This is a genomic window from Mycobacterium sp. SA01, from assembly GCF_041287105.1.
Lineage (GTDB): Bacteria > Actinomycetota > Actinomycetes > Mycobacteriales > Mycobacteriaceae > Mycobacterium.
This window is the reverse complement of the sequence record NZ_JBGGNO010000020.1, coordinates 317,791-335,678: the sequence shown is the minus strand read 5'-3', so window position 1 is coordinate 335,678 and position 17,888 is coordinate 317,791. Positions and strand designations below refer to the sequence as shown.

Sequence of the window (17,888 nt, the reverse complement as noted above, 5' to 3'; positions counted from 1 at the left end):
GCGTCAAGGAAACCGGGGGTGACGCCGCGGTGAACGACCGGTCCCGCCGACAAGCGCGGCGGCCAGGCAGGCGATCGCGCTGCCCAGCAGAAGCCCGCCGACGGCGTCGGTGAAGTAGTGATAGGTCACCGCCTGCCCCAGCATCCCCAGCAGCGCCCAGACAACGGCGACCACCACGACATACAGCTGCGCCCCCACCACCAGAAGGACCATGCCCAGCACCACCACCATCAGCGTGGTGTGGCCGCTCGGGTAGGCGAGCCCGCCACCCTTATGGCGGCCGAGGACCTCCTTGAAGAAGCGCGAAAGCCAAATAGCGGCAACGGGACTCACTGCGACTGCGGCGACCAAAGGCCAGCGGCGCCGGTATACCGCGATCGCCAGCACAGCGACCACAAGAACCGCCATCGTGCGCTGATCGGTGAAGAACAGCAGTCGTCCCAGCCCGCTGCCGTTGGCGAGCTGGAACCAGTCGTCGACCGCGGTCGAGCCCTTGCCCACAGCCCACCCGAGCAGCGCCATCGCGGCCAGCCCGACCGGCGGCCACCAGCGGACCGCGGAGGTGATCAGCGGGCGATGCCTCGCACGTACGCCGCCTGCCCCAGATGCTGGACACAGTCGTCGATGATGCTGACCAACCGCGCGCTTGCCGTCACCGGCGGATTCCAGTTCTCGTCGACGACGCGGGCGAGTTCCTCGGTGGTGACGCTGGCGATGTACTCCAGGGTGACCTTGTGCACGGCGTGGTAGTAGCCGGCCAGCAAGTCTGCGGGCACCCGAACCTTGCCGACCTCCTCGGGGGTGTGGCCGTAGCCGTGCGCGTCGCGGGGCAGGTCGAGGTCGAAGCGGTCCACCCATCCGCCGCTGAACCACACCTGCTCGGTTCCGGCTATATCGGCGAGCTGCGCATCCTGAATCCGGGCGCTGTGCCACACCAGCCACGCGATGCTGTTGGCCGTGGAGGTCGGCCGGAAGAACGAGAGTTCCTCGGTCAGATCGTCGGTGATGTCCTGGACATGCTCGATGATGCGGGTGAACGAGTCGCGCAGGAGTTCGCGGGCGGCATCTGCATCGGACAGTGAGTCGGCCATAACCGGAACGCTACGCGGAGTTCGTCGGGGTCTGAGCCTCAGGCTGGGCGCCATGGAAGACCGCTTCGACGTTGTTGCCCTCGGGGTCGCGCACGAAAGCGCCGTAGTAGCCCGGATGGTATTCGGGCCACAGCCGCGGCTCGTGCAGTGGCTCGACGCCGAGCGCCAGGGCGGTGTGGAAGAACGCCTGGACCGATTCGGCGTCCTTGGCCGCGAAGGCGATGTGCACCTCCCGGTTGGGTCCGGTGGCGTCACCGGCGGAGGCGTCGGCGATCCAGAACGAGGGCTTGCCGTCGGTGCCGTAACCGATGGCTTCACCGAAGTCCATCACCCGGTGGTAGCCCAAGACATGCAGGACCTTGTCGTAGAACTCCTGGGATTCGGCGTAGTTGTCGCAGTTGATTCCGAAGTGATCGATCACACCTCCATCGTGACAGGAGGTTGCGACGTAATGTCGTCGGTATGAGCTATGACCTGGTCATCCGCAACGGAACGATCGTCGACGGGCTGGGCGGCGAGCCCTACCCCGGTGACGTCGCGGTGTCCGACGGCGTCATCGCCGCGGTGGGCACCGTCACCGAGAAAGGTGAGCGTGAGATCGACGCCGCCGGCCTGCTCGTCACTCCCGGCTTCGTCGACCTGCACACCCATTACGACGGGCAGGCGATCTGGTCGGATCGGATGACGCCGTCGTCGGCTCACGGGGTGACCACCGCAGTCATGGGCAATTGCGGCGTCGGCTTCGCGCCGTGCCGTCCGGAGGACCACGACACGCTCGTCGACGTCATGGCCGGTGTCGAGGACATCCCCGGCGTCGTGATGGTCGACGGTCTGCCGTGGACCTGGGAGACCTTCCCCGAATTCCTCGACGCACTGGATTCGCGACGGCGAGACATCGACGTCGCAGCGTTCCTGCCGCACTCCCCGCTGCGGGTGTACGTGATGGGTGAGCGCGGCGTCAACCGGGAGCTCCCGACTCCCGAGGACCTGGCGATGATGCGCAAGCTGGCGGAGGAGGCGATTCGCGCGGGTGCGCTGGGCTTCGCCTCGTCACGGCTCACCCTGCATAAAACCTCTGGTGGACAACCTATTCCGAGTTACGAGGCGCAGTACGAGGAGATCGAGGCGATCGCTCGAGGTGTCGACGACGCCGGCGGCGGACTGCTGCAGTTCGTGCCGGATCTGATGGCCGGAGACTACGAGGGTGCGCTCAGCGCGGTGTTCGACGTCGCCTCGGACGTGGGATTGCCGGTGACCTTCACGCTCGCGATCGGTAACGCGGGTCCGCCGATCCACCTCGACGCATTGCGTATGGTCGAGAAGGCCAACGCCAACGGCGGCGATGTCACGGGGCAGATCTTCCCGCGGCCGATCGGCCTGGTTCTCGGTCTGGACCTGTCCGGCAACCCGTTCGTCATGTACCCGGCATACCGCGAGATCGCCGATCTGCCGCTGGCCGAGCGCGTCGCCGAGATGCGCAAACCGGAAGTGCGCGAACGCATCCTGAACGACCAGCCGGCCAGCGACGGACATCCGCTGATGTTCGCCGCGCAGGCGTGGAACTACATGTTCCCGCTCGGTGACCCGCCGAATTACGAACCCTCCCCTGAGGATTCGATCGGTGCACGGGCGGCCGCACGGGGCGTCAGCCCCCTGGAGGAGGCGTACGACCGGCTGCTCGACGACGACGGCCACGCCATGCTGCTGGTGACGCTGGCCAACTTCCGGGACAACTCGCTGGACACGGTGGCCGAGCTGATTCAGCGCGACGATGTCGTCCTGGGTCTGGGCGACGGCGGCGCGCATTACGGAATGATCTGCGACGCAAGCTTTCCCACCTACATGCTGACGCACTGGGTGCGAGACAGGCCATCTGGCCGGCTCTCGCTGCAACGGGTGATCCAGGAGCTGACGTCGGTGCCCGCCCGCATCGCCGGCCTGGCCGACCGCGGCCGGCTCGCGGTCGGCTACAAAGCCGACGTCAATGTGATCGACGCCGATGCGCTGCGGCTGCACCAGCCGACCGTCAAGGCCGACCTGCCCGCGGGCGGCCGGCGGCTCGACCAGACCGCCGACGGCTACGTGGCGACGATCGTCGCCGGTGAGGTGATCTCGGAGAACGGGGTGCCGACGTCGGCGCTGCCGGGCAAACTGATCCGCGGACGGCAACCCGTGCCTGCCCGGTGAGCCGCGTCGCGCCGCTCGCTAAGCCGTGGAGTGACGCCGACGCCGCCGACATCGGCAGCTGGGGCCATCCCGATCGCACCTACGAGCCGTTGCTGCTGGTGCGGTGTCTGCAGCGGCACCCCGACATGGCCCGCAAACTGCGCAAGATGGGTGAATCCCTCTACGTCGACACCCGGCTGCCGCCGCGCGTCCGCACGATCGCGATCCTGCGGATCTGCGGGCTGGTGCGTTGCGCCTACGAGTGGGGCGGGCAGGCCGCGTTCTGGGGACCGATCGCCGGGGTGTCCGGTGATGAAGCCGACGCCTTGGCGGTCGGTTCTGCTGACGATGCGCGATGGAGTGCTGCGGAGCGGGTGCTCATCGAGGCCGTCGACGAGTTGGAGCGCACCGGCTCATGGTCGGCGTCCACCTGGGCCGCGCTGGGTGAGAGCTTCGACGACGAGCAGCGGATGGAACTGCTGATCGCCGTCGGCTGGTACCGGACCGTGTGCACGCTGTGCAACGGACTGGACCTGCCGGTCGAGGGCTGGATGCGGGCGTGGCCGTCAGTTGCGTGATGCATCGCGCTTGAGCGCGGGGTGACTCTTGGCCAGCAAGGGCAGCAGCACGCGATGCGGCAAGGTCTGGAAGATGCGGGTGCTGACCACGTTCTGAATACCGGCGATCACGTCGCCGCGGTCGCCGGCCAACGCGTCGACACCGATCTTCGCGACTGTCCGTGACGGCATCCACATGAATTTCGGGAAGGCGGAGGCGAATTCGCGTTCGTCCATCCCGGCGGCGGCGAGGAACTCCGTGCGCACCGGGCCGGGGTGCAGGACCGCCGCGGTGACACCGGTGCCGGCGAGCTCGCCGCGCAGCCCCGCGGTGAAGCTGCGGACGAAGGCTTTGGTGGCGGCGTAGCCGGCCTGGCCGGGGAACGGTTGGAAGCCGGCGGTCGATCCGACGTTGAGGATCGCGCCGCGTCCGCGCGGCACCATCTGCTGCACAGCGCATGAGGTGAGGTCGATGACGGCTTCGACGTTGACACGTACTTGAGCGATTTCGTCGGCGACCGGTGCGGTGGCAACCGAGCCGACCACGCCGATGCCGGCGTTGTTGATCAGGATGTCGACGGTCAGGCCGCGTCGCTCGACCTCGTCGAACAGCGCTGCACGGGCGTCGGCGTCGGCGACATCGCAGGCGATGACCTCGACGCGAACCTTCTCGCCAAGTTCGGCCGCGAGCTCTCGGAGCTTGTCCTCGCGGCGGGCGACGAGGGTGACCCCGTGCCCGCGGGCGGCGAGTTCGCGGGCGATGTCTGCACCGATTCCCGAGGAGGCCCCGGTGACGACGGCAGTGGACGTGGGGGACGGCGTAGGCAGCGGCATGTGGTCCTCAACTCGTGCGGGCAGCGACGGTATTCCCACGCTAGACCGGCGCAGTATCGTCGGCGCATGAGCGTCAAGGTGGATCTCGATCAGCTCGCCGGCACGCTGGCCGACTATCCGTTCGGCTATCTGATCACCGTGAGCGACGAGCACCGCGCGCACACCGTGGCGGTCGACCCTCGGCTCGTCGCGGGTGTGCTCGAGGTCGGATCGGTGGGCAACAGCACGCGGCGCAACGCGCTCGCGCACCCCGACGTGACGATGGTGTGGCCGCCGCGAGAGCCCGGCGGGTACAGCTTGATCGTCGACGGTCGCGGCGAGTTCGCCGACGACCGGCTGCGGGTCATCCCAAAGCGCGCGGTGCTACATCGGTCCGCCGTCCCGGGTGTGGCGACGGCATCGGGCTGCGGCGACGACTGCGTTCCGCTGGCCTGACCGCCGACTGTGCGGTTTCATCCGCGACACGCCGTCGATCGCGGATGTGGACGCACACTCACCACGTCCGCGGGCAGCCTCGCGCCGTGAGCGCTTGCCCGACCCGGCCGAGGATGACCCGCGGATTGTTGTGCAGCATAGAACTTGTCACCCGAACGTCGGTCCATCCGAGCTCTGGCAGTCGCGCGTAGCGTTCGATGTCCTTCGATCGCTGCTGTGGGTCAGTCCAGTGGTGCGCTCCGTCGAAGTCGACGCCGACTCGGTATTCGGGCCATCCCATATCAAGTCGGGCCACCACATATCCGTCGTCGTCGCATACTCGAACCTGCGTCTGCGGCCGCGGAAAGCCATTGCGGACAAGCAGGATTCGGGTGAGCGACTCGTACGGCGATTCAGCCCCGCCGTCGACAAGCTCAAGCAGTGACGTCAACTGCCGTAATCCGCGTACGCCCCCGTGGTGCGCTATGACGGACCAGACGTCGTCGACCTTCACGTCCGTGGCGTTCATGAGGGCGTCGATCCGTTGTATTGCCGTCGTGAAGTCGAGCCGCCGTCCCAGATCGAAGGCCGTTCGAGCCGGCGTGGTGACAGGCAGCCCGCGCGCTTGCCGGATCTCGGCAGGCAACAAGGTGTCCGAATGCACTGAGATCAGTTGTGGTGCGCGCCGATTGGTGTGCACCAGCTCCGCGGGCACGTCCGGATCGATCCATTTCGCGCCCAGCAACGCGGACGCGGACAAACCAGCCAGCACACCTCGGCGCCCCGACCAGAGCCATGCGGCGCGCGCCCGGTCGATGGCCGAGAGTTCGACGCCGCGCGGCGTCCACACACCTGGATAGACCGCTGAATGAAACCGTCTGAGCTCGCGAAAGGTGAGCTCATTGGCGGCCAATGCCTCGGCCGCGAGGAACGGCCAGGCAATGGTCTGCATACGCGAAGACTGCCAATGCGTCGCAGCGTGTGCGTCCTGCTGTCCACAGCGCAGCCGCGAGTGTGCGGATCGATACGCCAACCGCGGCGTGTTGCGGATGAAACCGCACACTCGGCGGAAGGAAGCGGGACGGACAAACGAAAAAGCCCCGGTGCGCGGAGCGCACCGGGGCTTCTTTCGTACAGGGACTTAGAAGTCCATACCGCCCATGCCACCGGTCGGGTCGCCCGCAGGTGCGGCGGCCTTCTCCGGCTTGTCGGCGACGACGGCCTCGGTGGTGAGGAACAGCGCCGCGATGGACGCTGCGTTCTGCAGCGCCGAGCGGGTGACCTTCACCGGGTCGGCAACGCCGGCCTTGAGCAGGTCCTCGTACACACCGGACGCGGCGTTGAGGCCGGTCCCCTGAGCAGAGTTCTGGACCTTCTCGGCGACAACGCCGGGCTCGAGGCCCGCGTTGAAGGCGATCTGCTTCAGCGGAGCCGACAGCGCGACACGCACGATGTTGGCACCGGTCGCCTCGTCACCCTCGAGCTTGAGCTCGTCGAGAGCCGGAGCCGACTGCAGCAGAGCCACGCCACCACCGGCGACGATGCCCTCCTCGACGGCGGCCTTGGCATTGCGCACAGCATCTTCGATGCGGTGCTTGCGCTCCTTGAGCTCCACCTCGGTGGCAGCTCCGGCCTTGATCACCGCAACACCGCCGGCCAGCTTGGCCAGGCGCTCCTGCAGCTTCTCGCGGTCGTAGTCGGAATCGCTGTTCTCGATCTCGGCACGGATCTGAGCCACCCGGCCGGCGATGGCGTCGGAATCACCGGCGCCCTCGACGATGGTGGTCTCGTCCTTGGTGACGACGATCTTGCGGGCCTGACCCAGCAGCGAGACATCGGCGGTCTCGAGCGAGAGGCCGACCTCCTCGCTGACAACCTGGCCGCCGGTCAGGATCGCGATGTCCTGCAGCATGGCCTTGCGGCGGTCACCGAAGCCCGGGGCCTTGACGGCGACGGACTTGAAGGTGCCACGGATCTTGTTGACCACCAGGGTGGACAGGGCTTCGCCCTCGACGTCCTCGGCGATGATCAGCAGCGGCTTGCCCGACTGAATGACCTTCTCCAGCAACGGAAGCAGGTCCTTGACCGTCGAGACCTTCGACGACACCAGCAGGATGTACGGATCCTCGAGGACCGCTTCCTGACGCTCGGCGTCGGTCACGAAGTAACCCGAGATGTAGCCCTTGTCGAAGCGCATACCCTCGGTGAGCTCGAGCTGCAGGCCGAAGGTGTTCGACTCCTCGACGGTGATGACACCCTCGTTGCCGACCTTGTCCATGGCCTCGGCGATCAGGTCACCGATGGTCTGGTCGCCCGCGGAGATCCCGGCGGTGGCCGCGATCTGGTCCTTGGTCTCGACCTCCTTGGCGCTCTTGAGGAGCGTCTCGGTGATCTTCTCGACGGCCTTCTCGATGCCGCGCTTCAGGCCGAGCGGGTTGGCGCCGGCAGCGACGTTGCGCAGGCCTTCGCGAACCAGAGCCTGAGCCAGCACGGTGGCGGTGGTGGTGCCGTCGCCCGCGACGTCGTCAGTCTTCTTGGCGACTTCCTTGACCAGCTCGGCGCCGATCTTCTCGTACGGGTCCTCGAGCTCGATCTCCTTGGCGATGGACACACCATCGTTGGTGATCGTGGGGGCGCCCCACTTCTTCTCCAGGACGACGTTGCGACCCTTGGGGCCCAGCGTCACCTTTACCGCGTCGGCGAGGGCGTTCAAGCCCCGCTCAAGGCCGCGGCGAGCCTCTTCGTCGTAAGCAATGATCTTGGACATTGCGAAGTGAATCCTCCGGTTGGGGGTTACACGTCTCTTGGCCGGACGCAGTGCCCGCGACGGACGACCGTAGGTGTGTACGACTTCGGTCTCACCGTCCCGACCTAGCACTCACTGGTCGTGAGTGCCAACCACCTTTTTAGCACTCGCCCTAGGTGAGTGCAAGAAATCTGCCCACACCGTCGGCCTCCTGCGCTGATTGGTCCGGATCGCCGTACGGTGAGGGCTTAGGGGTCCGGTACGTGACCGTGGCCGGGACATCAGTCCGGGATGCCGACGCTGGGTGTCGCGCCGACCGCCGGCCCTTCGGCGAGGAACATCGTGGCCGACAGGAAGCTGTCCTGATCGGTGATCGCTTCAAGTGCACCTTCAGCGCCAACCCTGAGAACTTTGAGTGCCACTCTTGTGGCCGAGCGCGGATTCCTTGCGAGCGCGATTCCCGTTTCCGGATCGACGATAAGGGGCCCGACTTTGCCCACCACATGAGCAAGATTCGCATTGGTGCTCCGCAGCGTGTCGTAGTAGGCCGTGTATCCGTCCACAAACTCGGTGTATTGCCTGTCCACCTCGGGAACCAGTGCGTCGCTGGGCAATTCGTTGTCGAAGATGAATCCGCCCACATTCGGGTCGCGCTGATAGAACCAGTCTTCGGGGAAGGTGCCGGGCACGACCTCGATGGCTTCGTAGTCGACGAATGCCTCTTTCACCTCACCGGTGTCGCCGACGACCCTGGCGTGATTCAGCATGTCGGATTTGACGTAGATGGTGTTCCCCTTCGCCATCTTGCGATAGCCGATCACATAGCCCTCGTAATACTTCATACCGGGCACATGCAGGAGGCTGACCACATACACCTCGGCGTTGATCGGAGTGCCGTCAGCCTCCTGGGTGAGGTCGGGATGGCCGGTGTAGGAAATCTTCACTTCGGAGTAGTCAAAGTCCGCGTCGCCGAAAGCATTGCATGGATTGCAGTCGACAAGGTCCCGGCCGTCGGTCAGTATTTGGTGGATATCGGTCCATACCAGCGCGGGCTCGCCGAACCAGGAACTGACCACGCCGTCCTGACCGAGCAGGGAGTCAGGGTCATTGCTGAATGTCGTTCCTGCGCCGTTGAACGTGTGTAGCGGGTACAGCTGTGACGTCGACGGGCTCACCGGGTAATTGGTCGGCAGCAGCGGCACGTTGAACGGGATGGTGTAGGACTGACCCGCACTGTTCGTCGCGGTGAACGACCCAATGACGTTGTATACCTTGCCCGATTCCTCGGCATACGCACGCGCAGCGTTGCTGGGGGTGAACGTGAAGGTTCCGTCGGATCCCACCACGAGGCTTCCCAGCGCGGTCGTGGTCGAACCGGACCAGGAGACCGCTTCACCAAGTTGTGAACCCGCGGTCACCTGTCCGGTGACGACACCGGTGGCGTTGTTGACCGTCTTGGTGACGGTGGTCGCCGGCACCAAAGTGTTCGGAACGGCGGGCAGAGATACCAATTGGGTGTTACCGAAGCCGCCCTCAACGCTAATCGACACGGCGAACGCATAGACACCGCGGTCTGTCGCAGCGAGCTGGAGCGCGAATCCGCTGACCGTCGGCCCTGTCGTGGCTCCGGTTGAGGTGACCGTTACGACGGTCGTGCCGAAGCTGCCGTCGCCGCCCTGGGTGATCACCGGTACATAAACGGTGCCGTCAGGGCCGAAGGCAAACCCCACGGGGCTGAGACCATCGACGGGACTACTGATGATGGTGGACCCGTCGGGTGCGTACGCAAGGATCTGCACGGGATGGGAATCACTTGTGGTGCTGGTCGGAACGAAAACGACGGTGCCGTCCGGCCCGATGGCCAGCGTTCCTCCGCTGGGAGTGCTGTCGGACTTGGCCAGTGGGTCGCTGCTCGCGCCGGTTGCCAGGTTCTTGATGACGTAGCCCGAGCCGGTGTCGACCGCCGCGAACGGTGTCCCGTCCGGCCCGAACACCAGCGGCGACGCACCGATTCCACCGAGTTCGATGTCGGAGGTGGTGCCACCGGTGGTTACGACGGTGACGTGGCCGGCGGTGGGTGCGTAGCCCTTTCCGTCTGGCCCTAGCACGAACTGTGTGGCATCGACTGCCACGGTGGTGGCGCCTCCGCCAGGACTGATCGCCAGGACCTGGTCCACCGAGATCATCTGGAAGGCCCCGCCGTCGGGTGCGACCGACAACGGTGTCCCGAGCGGAACGGGGATGTCGATAGTGTTTCCGCCGATTCGGGTGATGTGGCTTGCGATGATCTCGCCATCGGCGGAGGACGACGTAGTGACCAGGTACGCGGCACCGCCGGCACCGACAACGATGGTCGGGAGCTCCTGGACCGGGACCGGCTTGCCCACGATATGGCGGTAGAAGGTCGTGGTCTGACCCGACAACTCCATCACCATCGTCGACCCGTCGTTCTCGAGGAACGGGGCATATGCCGTGCCATCAGGAGTAACCGCCACCGCACCGACGAGAGGGTTGTCGGACACCAGGTCGGACAGGTATGCCGTGCCATGAGCTGGGATGACCATGATTGCCGATGTGTAGCGATAGGCGGTCGCGTTCACTGTGGCTCCTGCGATAGCCACGTATCCATTGCCCTGGGCATCGGTGACCACGTTGCCTGTAGGACGCCCGTAGAACGTGCCACCGGGCACCGCGCCAAGGGTGTGGGTGGTGACCGCCCCACCCGGGTCCACCCGCAGAACGAGGACCGAGTACGCAGTCACATGAGTGCCGTCATCGGCGACGATGCCGGTATCGACCGGCGTCGTCACCATTTGATACGTAATGCCGTTGGCGGCGACGACGGGACTGGCGATAGCCGAACCGACGACATCTGTGGTGGAAATGGTGCCATTGGGCCTGATCACCGATACCTGCGTGAGGTAGGAGCCATCGTCGGTCGGGTCCTCGCCGACTTGGGTCACTGTGGTGACGACGGCGTCTCCGCCGGGCCGGCCCACGAGGCCGATAGCGTGAGCTCCCGGCAGCGTCACCACGGTGGTCGACCCCTGGTTATTGATGATCGCGACGCTGTCCGTCCCGCTGCTGGAGGCGGGGGTGCCGCCGATTTGCGAGAGCAACTGGTACACGGTGCCGTCGAGTGTGGTCACCGGTGCGGTGAGCGGTAGTCCGTCGACCGGGGTGCCGGTCAGCGGCGGTGCGTCGACCGGTGCCACGGTGACACTGACGGTGCCGGTGGCCGTACCGCCATGGCCGTCGCTGACGGTATAGGTGAACCCGTCCGCGCCGTAGTAATCGGTGTTCGGCGTATACGTGATGTCGGTATCGCTATGAGTGACGGTGCCATGCAGCGGAGTTGCCACGCCGGTGACGATCAGCGAGTCACCGTCGGTGTCCGAGTCATTGGCCACGACAGCGATTGACACCGGTACGTTCTCGTTGGTGGTCGCCGAATCGTCAGTGGCCACCGGTGCGTTGTTGACCGGCGCCGACGGCGCCACCGTCACACTGACGTCGGTCGTGGTCGCACCACCGTGCCCGTCAGTGATGGAGACCGTGAACGAGTCGGTCGCCGACCCGCCGCTGGCCGCCGCGTTCCGCGCGTCGCCAGTCGGCTTGTACGTGAAAGCGCCTGTGCTGCTGTCGAAATCGAACTGTTGCGCGTGACCAGGTTGCGTCGACACCGTGTACGTCAGCGTGTCCTGATCGGCATCCGTGGCGTGAACCGCACCGGTTACGACGCCCGTGCCGGCATCGGGGCTGCCGGATTCGACCGAAATCTCGCTTGGCGCGGAATTTTTCGCACTGACAATCACGGACACCGGCACCGTCAGCGTGCCGCCGTTGCCGTCGCTGACGGTCACGGTGAAGCCGTCATGCACCACGCCCGCCCCATTAGCCGACGCATCGTGGCGCGCATCGATTGTCGGTGTGTACGTGAAGCTTCCGTCGTCGTTGACCACCACAGCACCCTTGCTCGGCGGTGTGCTGCGCGAGTATGTGAGGGTGTCGCCGTCCGGGTCCGTGGCCGTGACAGTTCCCGTCACCTTGCCCTCACCATCCGGATCGTGCACGTCGGTAACACCGTTGACTGGTGCGTGATCGACCGGTCCCGCTGGCGCAGCCACCGTGACCTTGACCGTCGCCGTAGCCGGACCGCTCAGGCCGAGCAGCCCCGCCAAGCCATGAGTGGCGCCGTCGTCGATCTTGATCGTGAAGCTGTCCGTGCCGCCGGTGGCGGCGATCTCGTCACCTGGTTTGTACGTGAAGCCGCCATCCGAATCGACCGAGACTTCACCCTCGGTCGGCGGCTTGGACACCGAGTAGGTCAGCGGATCGCCGTCGAAGTCGGTCGCGTTGACGTTGCCGCGGATGGTGCCGTCGGGATCCGGCTCAGACAGGGTGGGGTGAGCAGCGGGTCGCTGGTTGTTAACCGTGCGCTGGAACCCACGCACGGCGAGCCAGAGGCCTTCGAAGAACGGCGGAACCGGCACGTTGGGAACCGGCAGCGAAGGAGCCAGACGGCCCAGTCCGACCCAGGTCAGCGCGTCGGTGACGATGCTCTTGAGCGTGATCGGAGCCGGCACAGGTGCGCTGGGATCACTGGGCCGCGCCGCCGCGGAGACGCTGACTGTCACCGACCGCGACGACCCCTCGACGCCCCCATCGGTGTCGTCAGATACGGCCGGACGAATGTCCTGAACCTGCTTCGGCGATGCGGTCTCGGACTTCGGTGACACGTTGGATGCGGCACGGGGCACGGTGGTGTGACGCTCCGACTGCTGCACTGCGCCGCCAGACTTCGAGGCACCGCGACTCGGCTTGTGAGGGTGCACCCCATGTCGACCACTGTTCCCCGTGCCGCTTCCAGCGCGGCCACTCGATGCTCCCCCGTCGGCGCTCGAGCCCGCGTCAGGCCCCGTGGCGTTGGCGACGCCGCAGGCAAGCGGCGCGCCGAGACCGAAACCGACGCCCAACGCCACGGCCAGTGCACCGATCCGGCCGATCGACTTCTCGAACCGAGGCTGAGCCTCTATCGGCTTCCGCCCCGTTGGATCGTTGAATGACCTCACACCCTGGCCCCCGCCCTGTCAGCACTGCGCGCCCCGCGCACGCAACTTCAGGTATAGGGACTAAGCACCCAGCAGCGATACAGGGATTTCCCTGGTATCTCGCAGACTCACTCCGCGCGTAGGCCGGCCACGATGACGTCGGTGATCCGGTCGGCGACGTCCTCTCCATACGACTGCCCGCTCTTGCAGACCACCATCAGGGCTTTGAGTTCCGCGACGCCGACGTCGGCACGGGCGGTCCCGGCCTTCTGGGCCGCCGCCAGCATCTCGCCAAGAATGCCGAGGAACTCCGCTTCGGCGCCCGGCGCCGCCGTGTCGAGGTCAATTCCGTAGCTGGCCAGCGCCTCGACCATGCCATGGTCGGCCGCGCCCTCGCGCACCATCTCGCGGAGGAATTCATACAGCGCGCCAGACGGATCAGCGGCCAACAACTCGCGTGCTCGCCCCACGACGAACCGCATCCGCTCACCGATAACCGCTTCGAACAAGGCTTCCTTGGTCGGGAAATGCCGATAGACGGTGCCGGCGCCGACGCCTGCCCGCCGGGCGATCTCGTCGATCGGCACGGCGAGCCCCTGCTCGGCGAAGACCTCGTAGGCCACCTGCAGCACCCGGGCACGGTTGCGCGCGGCATCGGCCCGTAGCGGCCGGCAGCTCAGCACCACCTCACACCCCTTCACGCGTTGACAAAGCGGGGCGCGCGTTCCGTATAGTCGGATAAAACCGGGGCGCACGCTCCGGTTAGCCAGTCTAACCGAGGAGAACCGCATGGCACCCTGGACTTCCGCCGACATCCCGGACCAGACCGGGCGGACAGTCGTCATCACAGGCGCCAATACCGGACTGGGCTATGAAACCGCCCGCGCGCTTGCAGCCAAGGGCGCGCACGTGGTTCTCGCGGTCCGCAATCTCGACAAGGGCAAGGCCGCCGCCGACCTCATCGTGCGGCGCTACCCCGGAGCCGACGTGAGCGTGCAAGAACTCGACCTCACCTCGCTGGCGTCAATCCGCGCTGCCGCCGAGGAGCTGCGCGCCCGCCACGACCGCATCGACCTGCTGATCAACAACGCCGGTGTGATGATGACGCCCAAGCAGACCACCCAGGACGGGTTCGAGCTCCAGTTCGGCACCAACCACTTGGGCCATTTCGCGCTCACCGGGTTGGTGCTCGACCGACTCCTCGCCACACCGGGCTCCCGAGTCGTCACCGTCAGCAGCAACGGGCACCGGTTCGGGCGCATTCGCTTCGACGATCTGCAGTCCGAGCGCAGCTACAGCCGCACCGGCGCCTACGGTCAGGCCAAATTGGCCAACCTGTTGTTCACCTACGAACTCCAGAAGCGTCTGGCCGGCACCGACACCATCGCCACCGCAGCCCACCCGGGAAGCTCGGCGACCGAGCTGGGGCGCAACCTGCCCAAGATCGTCGAACGGGGTTTCGGCCTGACCGTGCAGAGCTCCGAGATGGGTGCGCTGCCCACGTTGCGCGCCGCGACCGACCCGACGGTGCACGGCGGCCAGTACTACGGCCCCGGCGGATTGCTGCAGATGCGGGGCTACCCGAAGCTCGTCTCCTCCAATGGGCGGTCGCATGACGTTGCGGCGCAGAAGCGGTTGTGGTCGGTGTCCGAAGAGCTGACGGGCGTGACCTACCCGCTCGGATGACCGGCAGAATGTAGCCATGTCGCTGCACGTGCCGCCCTATCCCCCGCCGCGGTACGACGGGGACGGCGAGGTCAGCGCCACCCTGCGCAAGGCCGATACCCCGGCCGACTTCGAAGTCGGCCCGGTCAAGTACACGTACCTGGCCACCGAGAAATCGACCGGCGGTGACTTCGGCCTGTACAGCGTCGACCTCGGCCCCAGGGCGGGTGGACCCGGGCCGCATTTCCACAAGGCCATGTCGGAGTCCTTCTTCGTGATCTCCGGCCGGATCCAGTTGTTCGACGGCCGCGAGTGGACCGTCGGCGAGCAAGGCGACTACCTCTACGTCCCACCGGGCGGAATCCACGGTTTCGGGAATCAGTCCGACGAGCCCGCCTCGATCTTGATGTTGTTTGCTCCCGGCGCGCCCCGTGAGTTCTATTTCGAGGGGTTGCCCAAGCTCGGTGAGCTGACCGACGACGAACGCCGAGAGTTCTTCATTCGCAACGACAATTTCTTGGTCTGATTACGTCGAGCCTTCAGGTGGGTGCTGATCGCTGAGTCCCGCCAAGCCCAATTGCCGCAACCGGTGAGCGAGTTGGGCGCGCGACCGGATGCCAAGTTTGCGGTAGGCGCTGGAGAGATGCATCTCCACGGTCTTTGGTGACAGGTAGAGCTCGGTCGCGATCTGTTTGTTCGACAGGCCCACAGCAGCCTTCTCGGCAGCTTGCCGTTCGGTGTCGGTCAGCATGCCCCCTGCCGAACGGCTTGATAGCAGGGACAATTCGCGATGCGCACGAGCAGCCCACAGTGAACTCCCCAACCCCTCGAACGTGGCCGCCGCCTCACGCAGGGTGTCGTGAGCGGCGCTCCGGCGGCGCCGCCGACGCTGTAGTTGACCGAGAACCAGCTGGGTTCGAGCGCGTTCGAACGGCATCGGCAGCCGGTCGTGGTGCTCCATTGCCTGCTCGGCGAACTGCGTGGCAGCGTCAAGGTCGCCCGCGGCAGCTGCCAGCAGCGCTCGGCACCGCCCTCCGGTAGCGAGCATCCACGGCCGCTCGAAACGAGATCCGTTGGTTTCCAACGCAGCAACCAACGGCTCGGCCTCCTCGAGCCGGCCCAGGGCGGCGAGCGCTTCCACCGCGTCGGGTAGATAGGCGCCGGTGACGATCTCGGTGTCGTGGCCCGGATCGAACGTATCGAGCAGTGGCCCAAGGGTGTTCAACGCTGCCAGGTATTCGCCACCGGACACCTCGACAAACGCCTGGCCCATGATGGGTGCGCGAGCGAGATAGATCAGCTTTGCCGCGGCCGCCGCCTCGATTGCCTTTCGCGCGGCTGTGTAGGTGTCGTTTACGCGGCCTTGATGGGCGGCCACCGCGCACACCGAAGTCCAGGCCCTGATGAGGGGCAATCCGGCACCGAGGCGTCGGGCTTGTTCGAGCGCACCGTCGGCAATCTGTTGTGCCGCTGGGTATCCGCCGAGCCAGATTTCGATTGTGGTGAGTTGTTCTGCGGCCCAGATTGCGTCGGCGTCCGCGGCGCGTTCGTTGCAGCGGCGGGCCACGTCGTTCATTGCGACCCTCGCCTGCTCGAGTCGCCCAGTCCACGCGCAGTTCAAGGCATACACCGCGGATGGCTGCAGCGCAGCGGGCGCTGGACTGTCGGGGTCTTCGAGCTCGAGAGCTGTCCGTAATGCCTCGGTGTCGGTACCGAGTCCGTGCATGAAACTGACCTGCGCCCACAGGGAGAGCGCCTGGCTACGCAGAGACGCGATGCCGCTGCGGTCCGCCTCCTCGCGAGCACGGCGGGCTTGCGCAACACAGGACGGCATATCCCCTCCGAGACCGATGCCAAGTGCCAACCACACCTGCACGAGGATTCCGATCACCGGGTGATGGGAACCTTCGATCGCCGCTTGCTGCAGCACCCCGGCCGCAGCAGTCCACCCCTCGCGTTGACCGCGCACAGCACCGAGCAGCAGCAAGCCTGATCCCCGCGCAAATCCCGCGGGCAAAGCGTCGACGACGGGAGCAACCACGGCCTCGGCTTCATCGAGTGCGCCGGCCCGAAAGTGGTATTCGGCGCCGCGCAGCCGCCGAAGCGGCGTATCTGCGCCCACCCGTATCGCGATGTCGACCAGTTCGGCAGCTTCGGTGAAGACACCGCGGGCAGCGGCACTCTCGGCGGCGCTGTCCAGGGCCGCCCACGTGTCCGGGTCACCGTGAGCGGCGCTCAGGGCCAGGTGCCGGGCACGAATTGCGGGGTCGTCGATGACGTGCGCCAGGCGGCTGTGTGCGCGACGGCGGCTGTCTGGATCGGCGGCGTCGACAATTGCTGCCGCCATCAACGGGTGAGTGAGTCGGACGTGGTTGCCCTCGAAGGCGAGCACCCCACGCGCCTCAAGAGGTTGGAGCAGGTAGACCAGGTCGGTCGGGCTATGTCCGGTCGCTGCGGCGATCAACTCGACGGTCGGTACTACGGCGACGGCAGCTGTGACGACCGCCTCCGTGGTCTCCGGATCGAGGTGGCCGACGCGGTCAGACATTTGTGCGGCCAGTTCCGGCGGCAGCGCCACCGATTCGGCGTCGCCCCCGTTCTGCCAATTCGAGGCGAGGCAGAGCTGCAGTGCGTAGGACGGGTTGCCGGCTGACAAGGTATGGATTCGCCGCAGAGTTGGGTATGGCGTTGTGCCGCCGTGGCGGTCGGCGATGAGGGCCCGCAGGTCGCCCAGGCTCATCGGATTCAGTGTGAGCCGCGTGAGCGCTTGCGGGTCCCGCGGTGCGACCCACGAGTCCTCTCGAACGTCGTGCGTCCCGCTGCGGAAAGTGGCCAGCACCCCGACGGGTCCGGTGAGGCGGCGCATCGCGAATCCCAACGCCAGCTTGGTGGCGCCGTCTAGCCGCTGGGCGTCGTCGATGGCGATGAGCACCGGCTGCCGACGCGAGAACGCGTCGAGCGCGGCCCGCAGCGCGGTCGCCACCAAGCGTTGATCGGCGCCGCCCCGATGACCACCGACGATCACTGACTCCAGTGCCCGCCGTTGGAGTAGCGGCAACGGCGCCAGCACCATCTCATCAATGCCGGCCAGCAGATCGGTCAGTCCGGCCCAAGGGAGGGTCACGTCGGCGGCCGCACCGGTGGCCGTCAACACCACAAAACCGATCGTGCTCGCCCACTGCGTGACCGCGCGCCACAGCGTGGTCTTGCCGATACCGGCCTCGCCGTCGATAACCAACGCTGCCGGCGCTTGTCGGACTTGCTGAATGATGCTCTGAATTGTCTGCAGCTCGTTGACGCGGCCAACCATCGCCCCCACGGTCAGCATCGTCGCAGGAATATGAGCGGTGTGGCGATCTTTTGC

Annotated in this window: 14 protein-coding genes; 5 read left to right on the top strand and 9 right to left on the bottom strand. The window is 66.3% G+C overall.

The genetic code is table 11. From position 1 onward, the window contains the following. Positions 1 to 3 precede the first annotated feature (3 nt). The 3 genes from AB4879_RS20725 to AB4879_RS20715 are packed head-to-tail and all read right to left on the bottom strand — an operon-like array spanning position 4 to position 1,512. Positions 4 to 522, bottom strand: coding sequence for a phosphatase PAP2 family protein (locus AB4879_RS20725; protein ID WP_370509092.1), 519 nt, complete (start codon positions 520 to 522; stop codon positions 4 to 6). A gap of 44 nt (positions 523 to 566) precedes the next feature. Further along, positions 567 to 1,091, bottom strand: coding sequence for a mycothiol transferase (locus tag AB4879_RS20720; protein ID WP_370509091.1), 525 nt, complete (start codon positions 1,089 to 1,091; stop codon positions 567 to 569). A 10-nt stretch (positions 1,092 to 1,101) separates the two neighbouring features. Next, the gene (locus AB4879_RS20715) at positions 1,102 to 1,512 is read right to left on the bottom strand and encodes a VOC family protein (RefSeq protein ID WP_102805252.1); all 411 of its coding nucleotides are present in this window, start codon (positions 1,510 to 1,512) and stop codon (positions 1,102 to 1,104) included. Positions 1,513 to 1,553: 41 nt separating this feature from the next. Here AB4879_RS20715 and AB4879_RS20710 point away from each other — a divergent pair, with 41 nt between their 5' ends. Then, positions 1,554 to 3,278 carry an amidohydrolase family protein gene (locus tag AB4879_RS20710; protein ID WP_370509090.1) on the top strand — a complete coding sequence of 575 codons (1,725 nt, stop codon included), beginning with the start codon at positions 1,554 to 1,556 and terminating at the stop codon, positions 3,276 to 3,278. Next, positions 3,275 to 3,835 carry a carboxymuconolactone decarboxylase family protein gene (locus tag AB4879_RS20705; RefSeq protein WP_370509089.1) on the top strand — a complete coding sequence of 187 codons (561 nt, stop codon included), beginning with the start codon at positions 3,275 to 3,277 and terminating at the stop codon, positions 3,833 to 3,835. Before AB4879_RS20710 ends, AB4879_RS20705 begins: the two co-directional genes overlap by 4 nt. On the opposite strand, the gene AB4879_RS20700 is transcribed toward AB4879_RS20705, so the two are convergent. Beyond that, positions 3,824 to 4,648, bottom strand: a complete 825-nt coding sequence (locus tag AB4879_RS20700) for an SDR family NAD(P)-dependent oxidoreductase (protein WP_370509088.1) — start codon at positions 4,646 to 4,648, stop codon at positions 3,824 to 3,826. The two genes, AB4879_RS20705 and AB4879_RS20700, sit on opposite strands and share 12 nt — an antisense overlap. Before the next feature lie 66 nt (positions 4,649 to 4,714). On the opposite strand from AB4879_RS20700, the gene AB4879_RS20695 reads away from it, so the two are divergent. Then, complete coding sequence (locus tag AB4879_RS20695; RefSeq protein ID WP_370509087.1) at positions 4,715 to 5,083, top strand: pyridoxamine 5'-phosphate oxidase family protein; 369 nt, start codon at positions 4,715 to 4,717, stop codon at positions 5,081 to 5,083. 58 nt (positions 5,084 to 5,141) lie between these two features. On the opposite strand, the gene AB4879_RS20690 is transcribed toward AB4879_RS20695, so the two are convergent. The 4 genes from AB4879_RS20690 to AB4879_RS20675 form a co-directional block, all read right to left on the bottom strand. Then, the gene (locus tag AB4879_RS20690) at positions 5,142 to 6,014 is read right to left on the bottom strand and encodes an endonuclease domain-containing protein (RefSeq protein ID WP_370509086.1); all 873 of its coding nucleotides are present in this window, start codon (positions 6,012 to 6,014) and stop codon (positions 5,142 to 5,144) included. Positions 6,015 to 6,203: 189 nt separating this feature from the next. Continuing rightward, complete coding sequence (gene groL / locus AB4879_RS20685; RefSeq protein ID WP_102805245.1) at positions 6,204 to 7,829, bottom strand: chaperonin GroEL; 1,626 nt, start codon at positions 7,827 to 7,829, stop codon at positions 6,204 to 6,206. Between the two features lie 260 nt (positions 7,830 to 8,089). Continuing rightward, complete coding sequence (locus tag AB4879_RS20680; RefSeq protein WP_370509085.1) at positions 8,090 to 12,568, bottom strand: tandem-95 repeat protein; 4,479 nt, start codon at positions 12,566 to 12,568, stop codon at positions 8,090 to 8,092. 419 nt (positions 12,569 to 12,987) lie between these two features. Next, positions 12,988 to 13,545, bottom strand: coding sequence for a TetR family transcriptional regulator (locus AB4879_RS20675; RefSeq protein WP_370509084.1), 558 nt, complete (start codon positions 13,543 to 13,545; stop codon positions 12,988 to 12,990). A 103-nt stretch (positions 13,546 to 13,648) separates the two neighbouring features. Between AB4879_RS20675 and AB4879_RS20670 the strand changes: the two genes are divergently transcribed. After that, positions 13,649 to 14,545, top strand: coding sequence for an SDR family NAD(P)-dependent oxidoreductase (locus AB4879_RS20670; protein WP_370509083.1), 897 nt, complete (start codon positions 13,649 to 13,651; stop codon positions 14,543 to 14,545). A gap of 16 nt (positions 14,546 to 14,561) precedes the next feature. Next, the gene (locus AB4879_RS20665; RefSeq protein WP_370509082.1) at positions 14,562 to 15,050 is read left to right on the top strand and encodes a cupin domain-containing protein; all 489 of its coding nucleotides are present in this window, start codon (positions 14,562 to 14,564) and stop codon (positions 15,048 to 15,050) included. Here the strand turns inward: AB4879_RS20665 and AB4879_RS20660 are convergent, their stop codons facing one another. After that, positions 15,051 to 17,834, bottom strand: a complete 2,784-nt coding sequence (locus AB4879_RS20660; protein ID WP_370509538.1) for a LuxR C-terminal-related transcriptional regulator — start codon at positions 17,832 to 17,834, stop codon at positions 15,051 to 15,053. It lies immediately after the preceding gene. Positions 17,835 to 17,888: the final 54 nt, after the last annotated feature.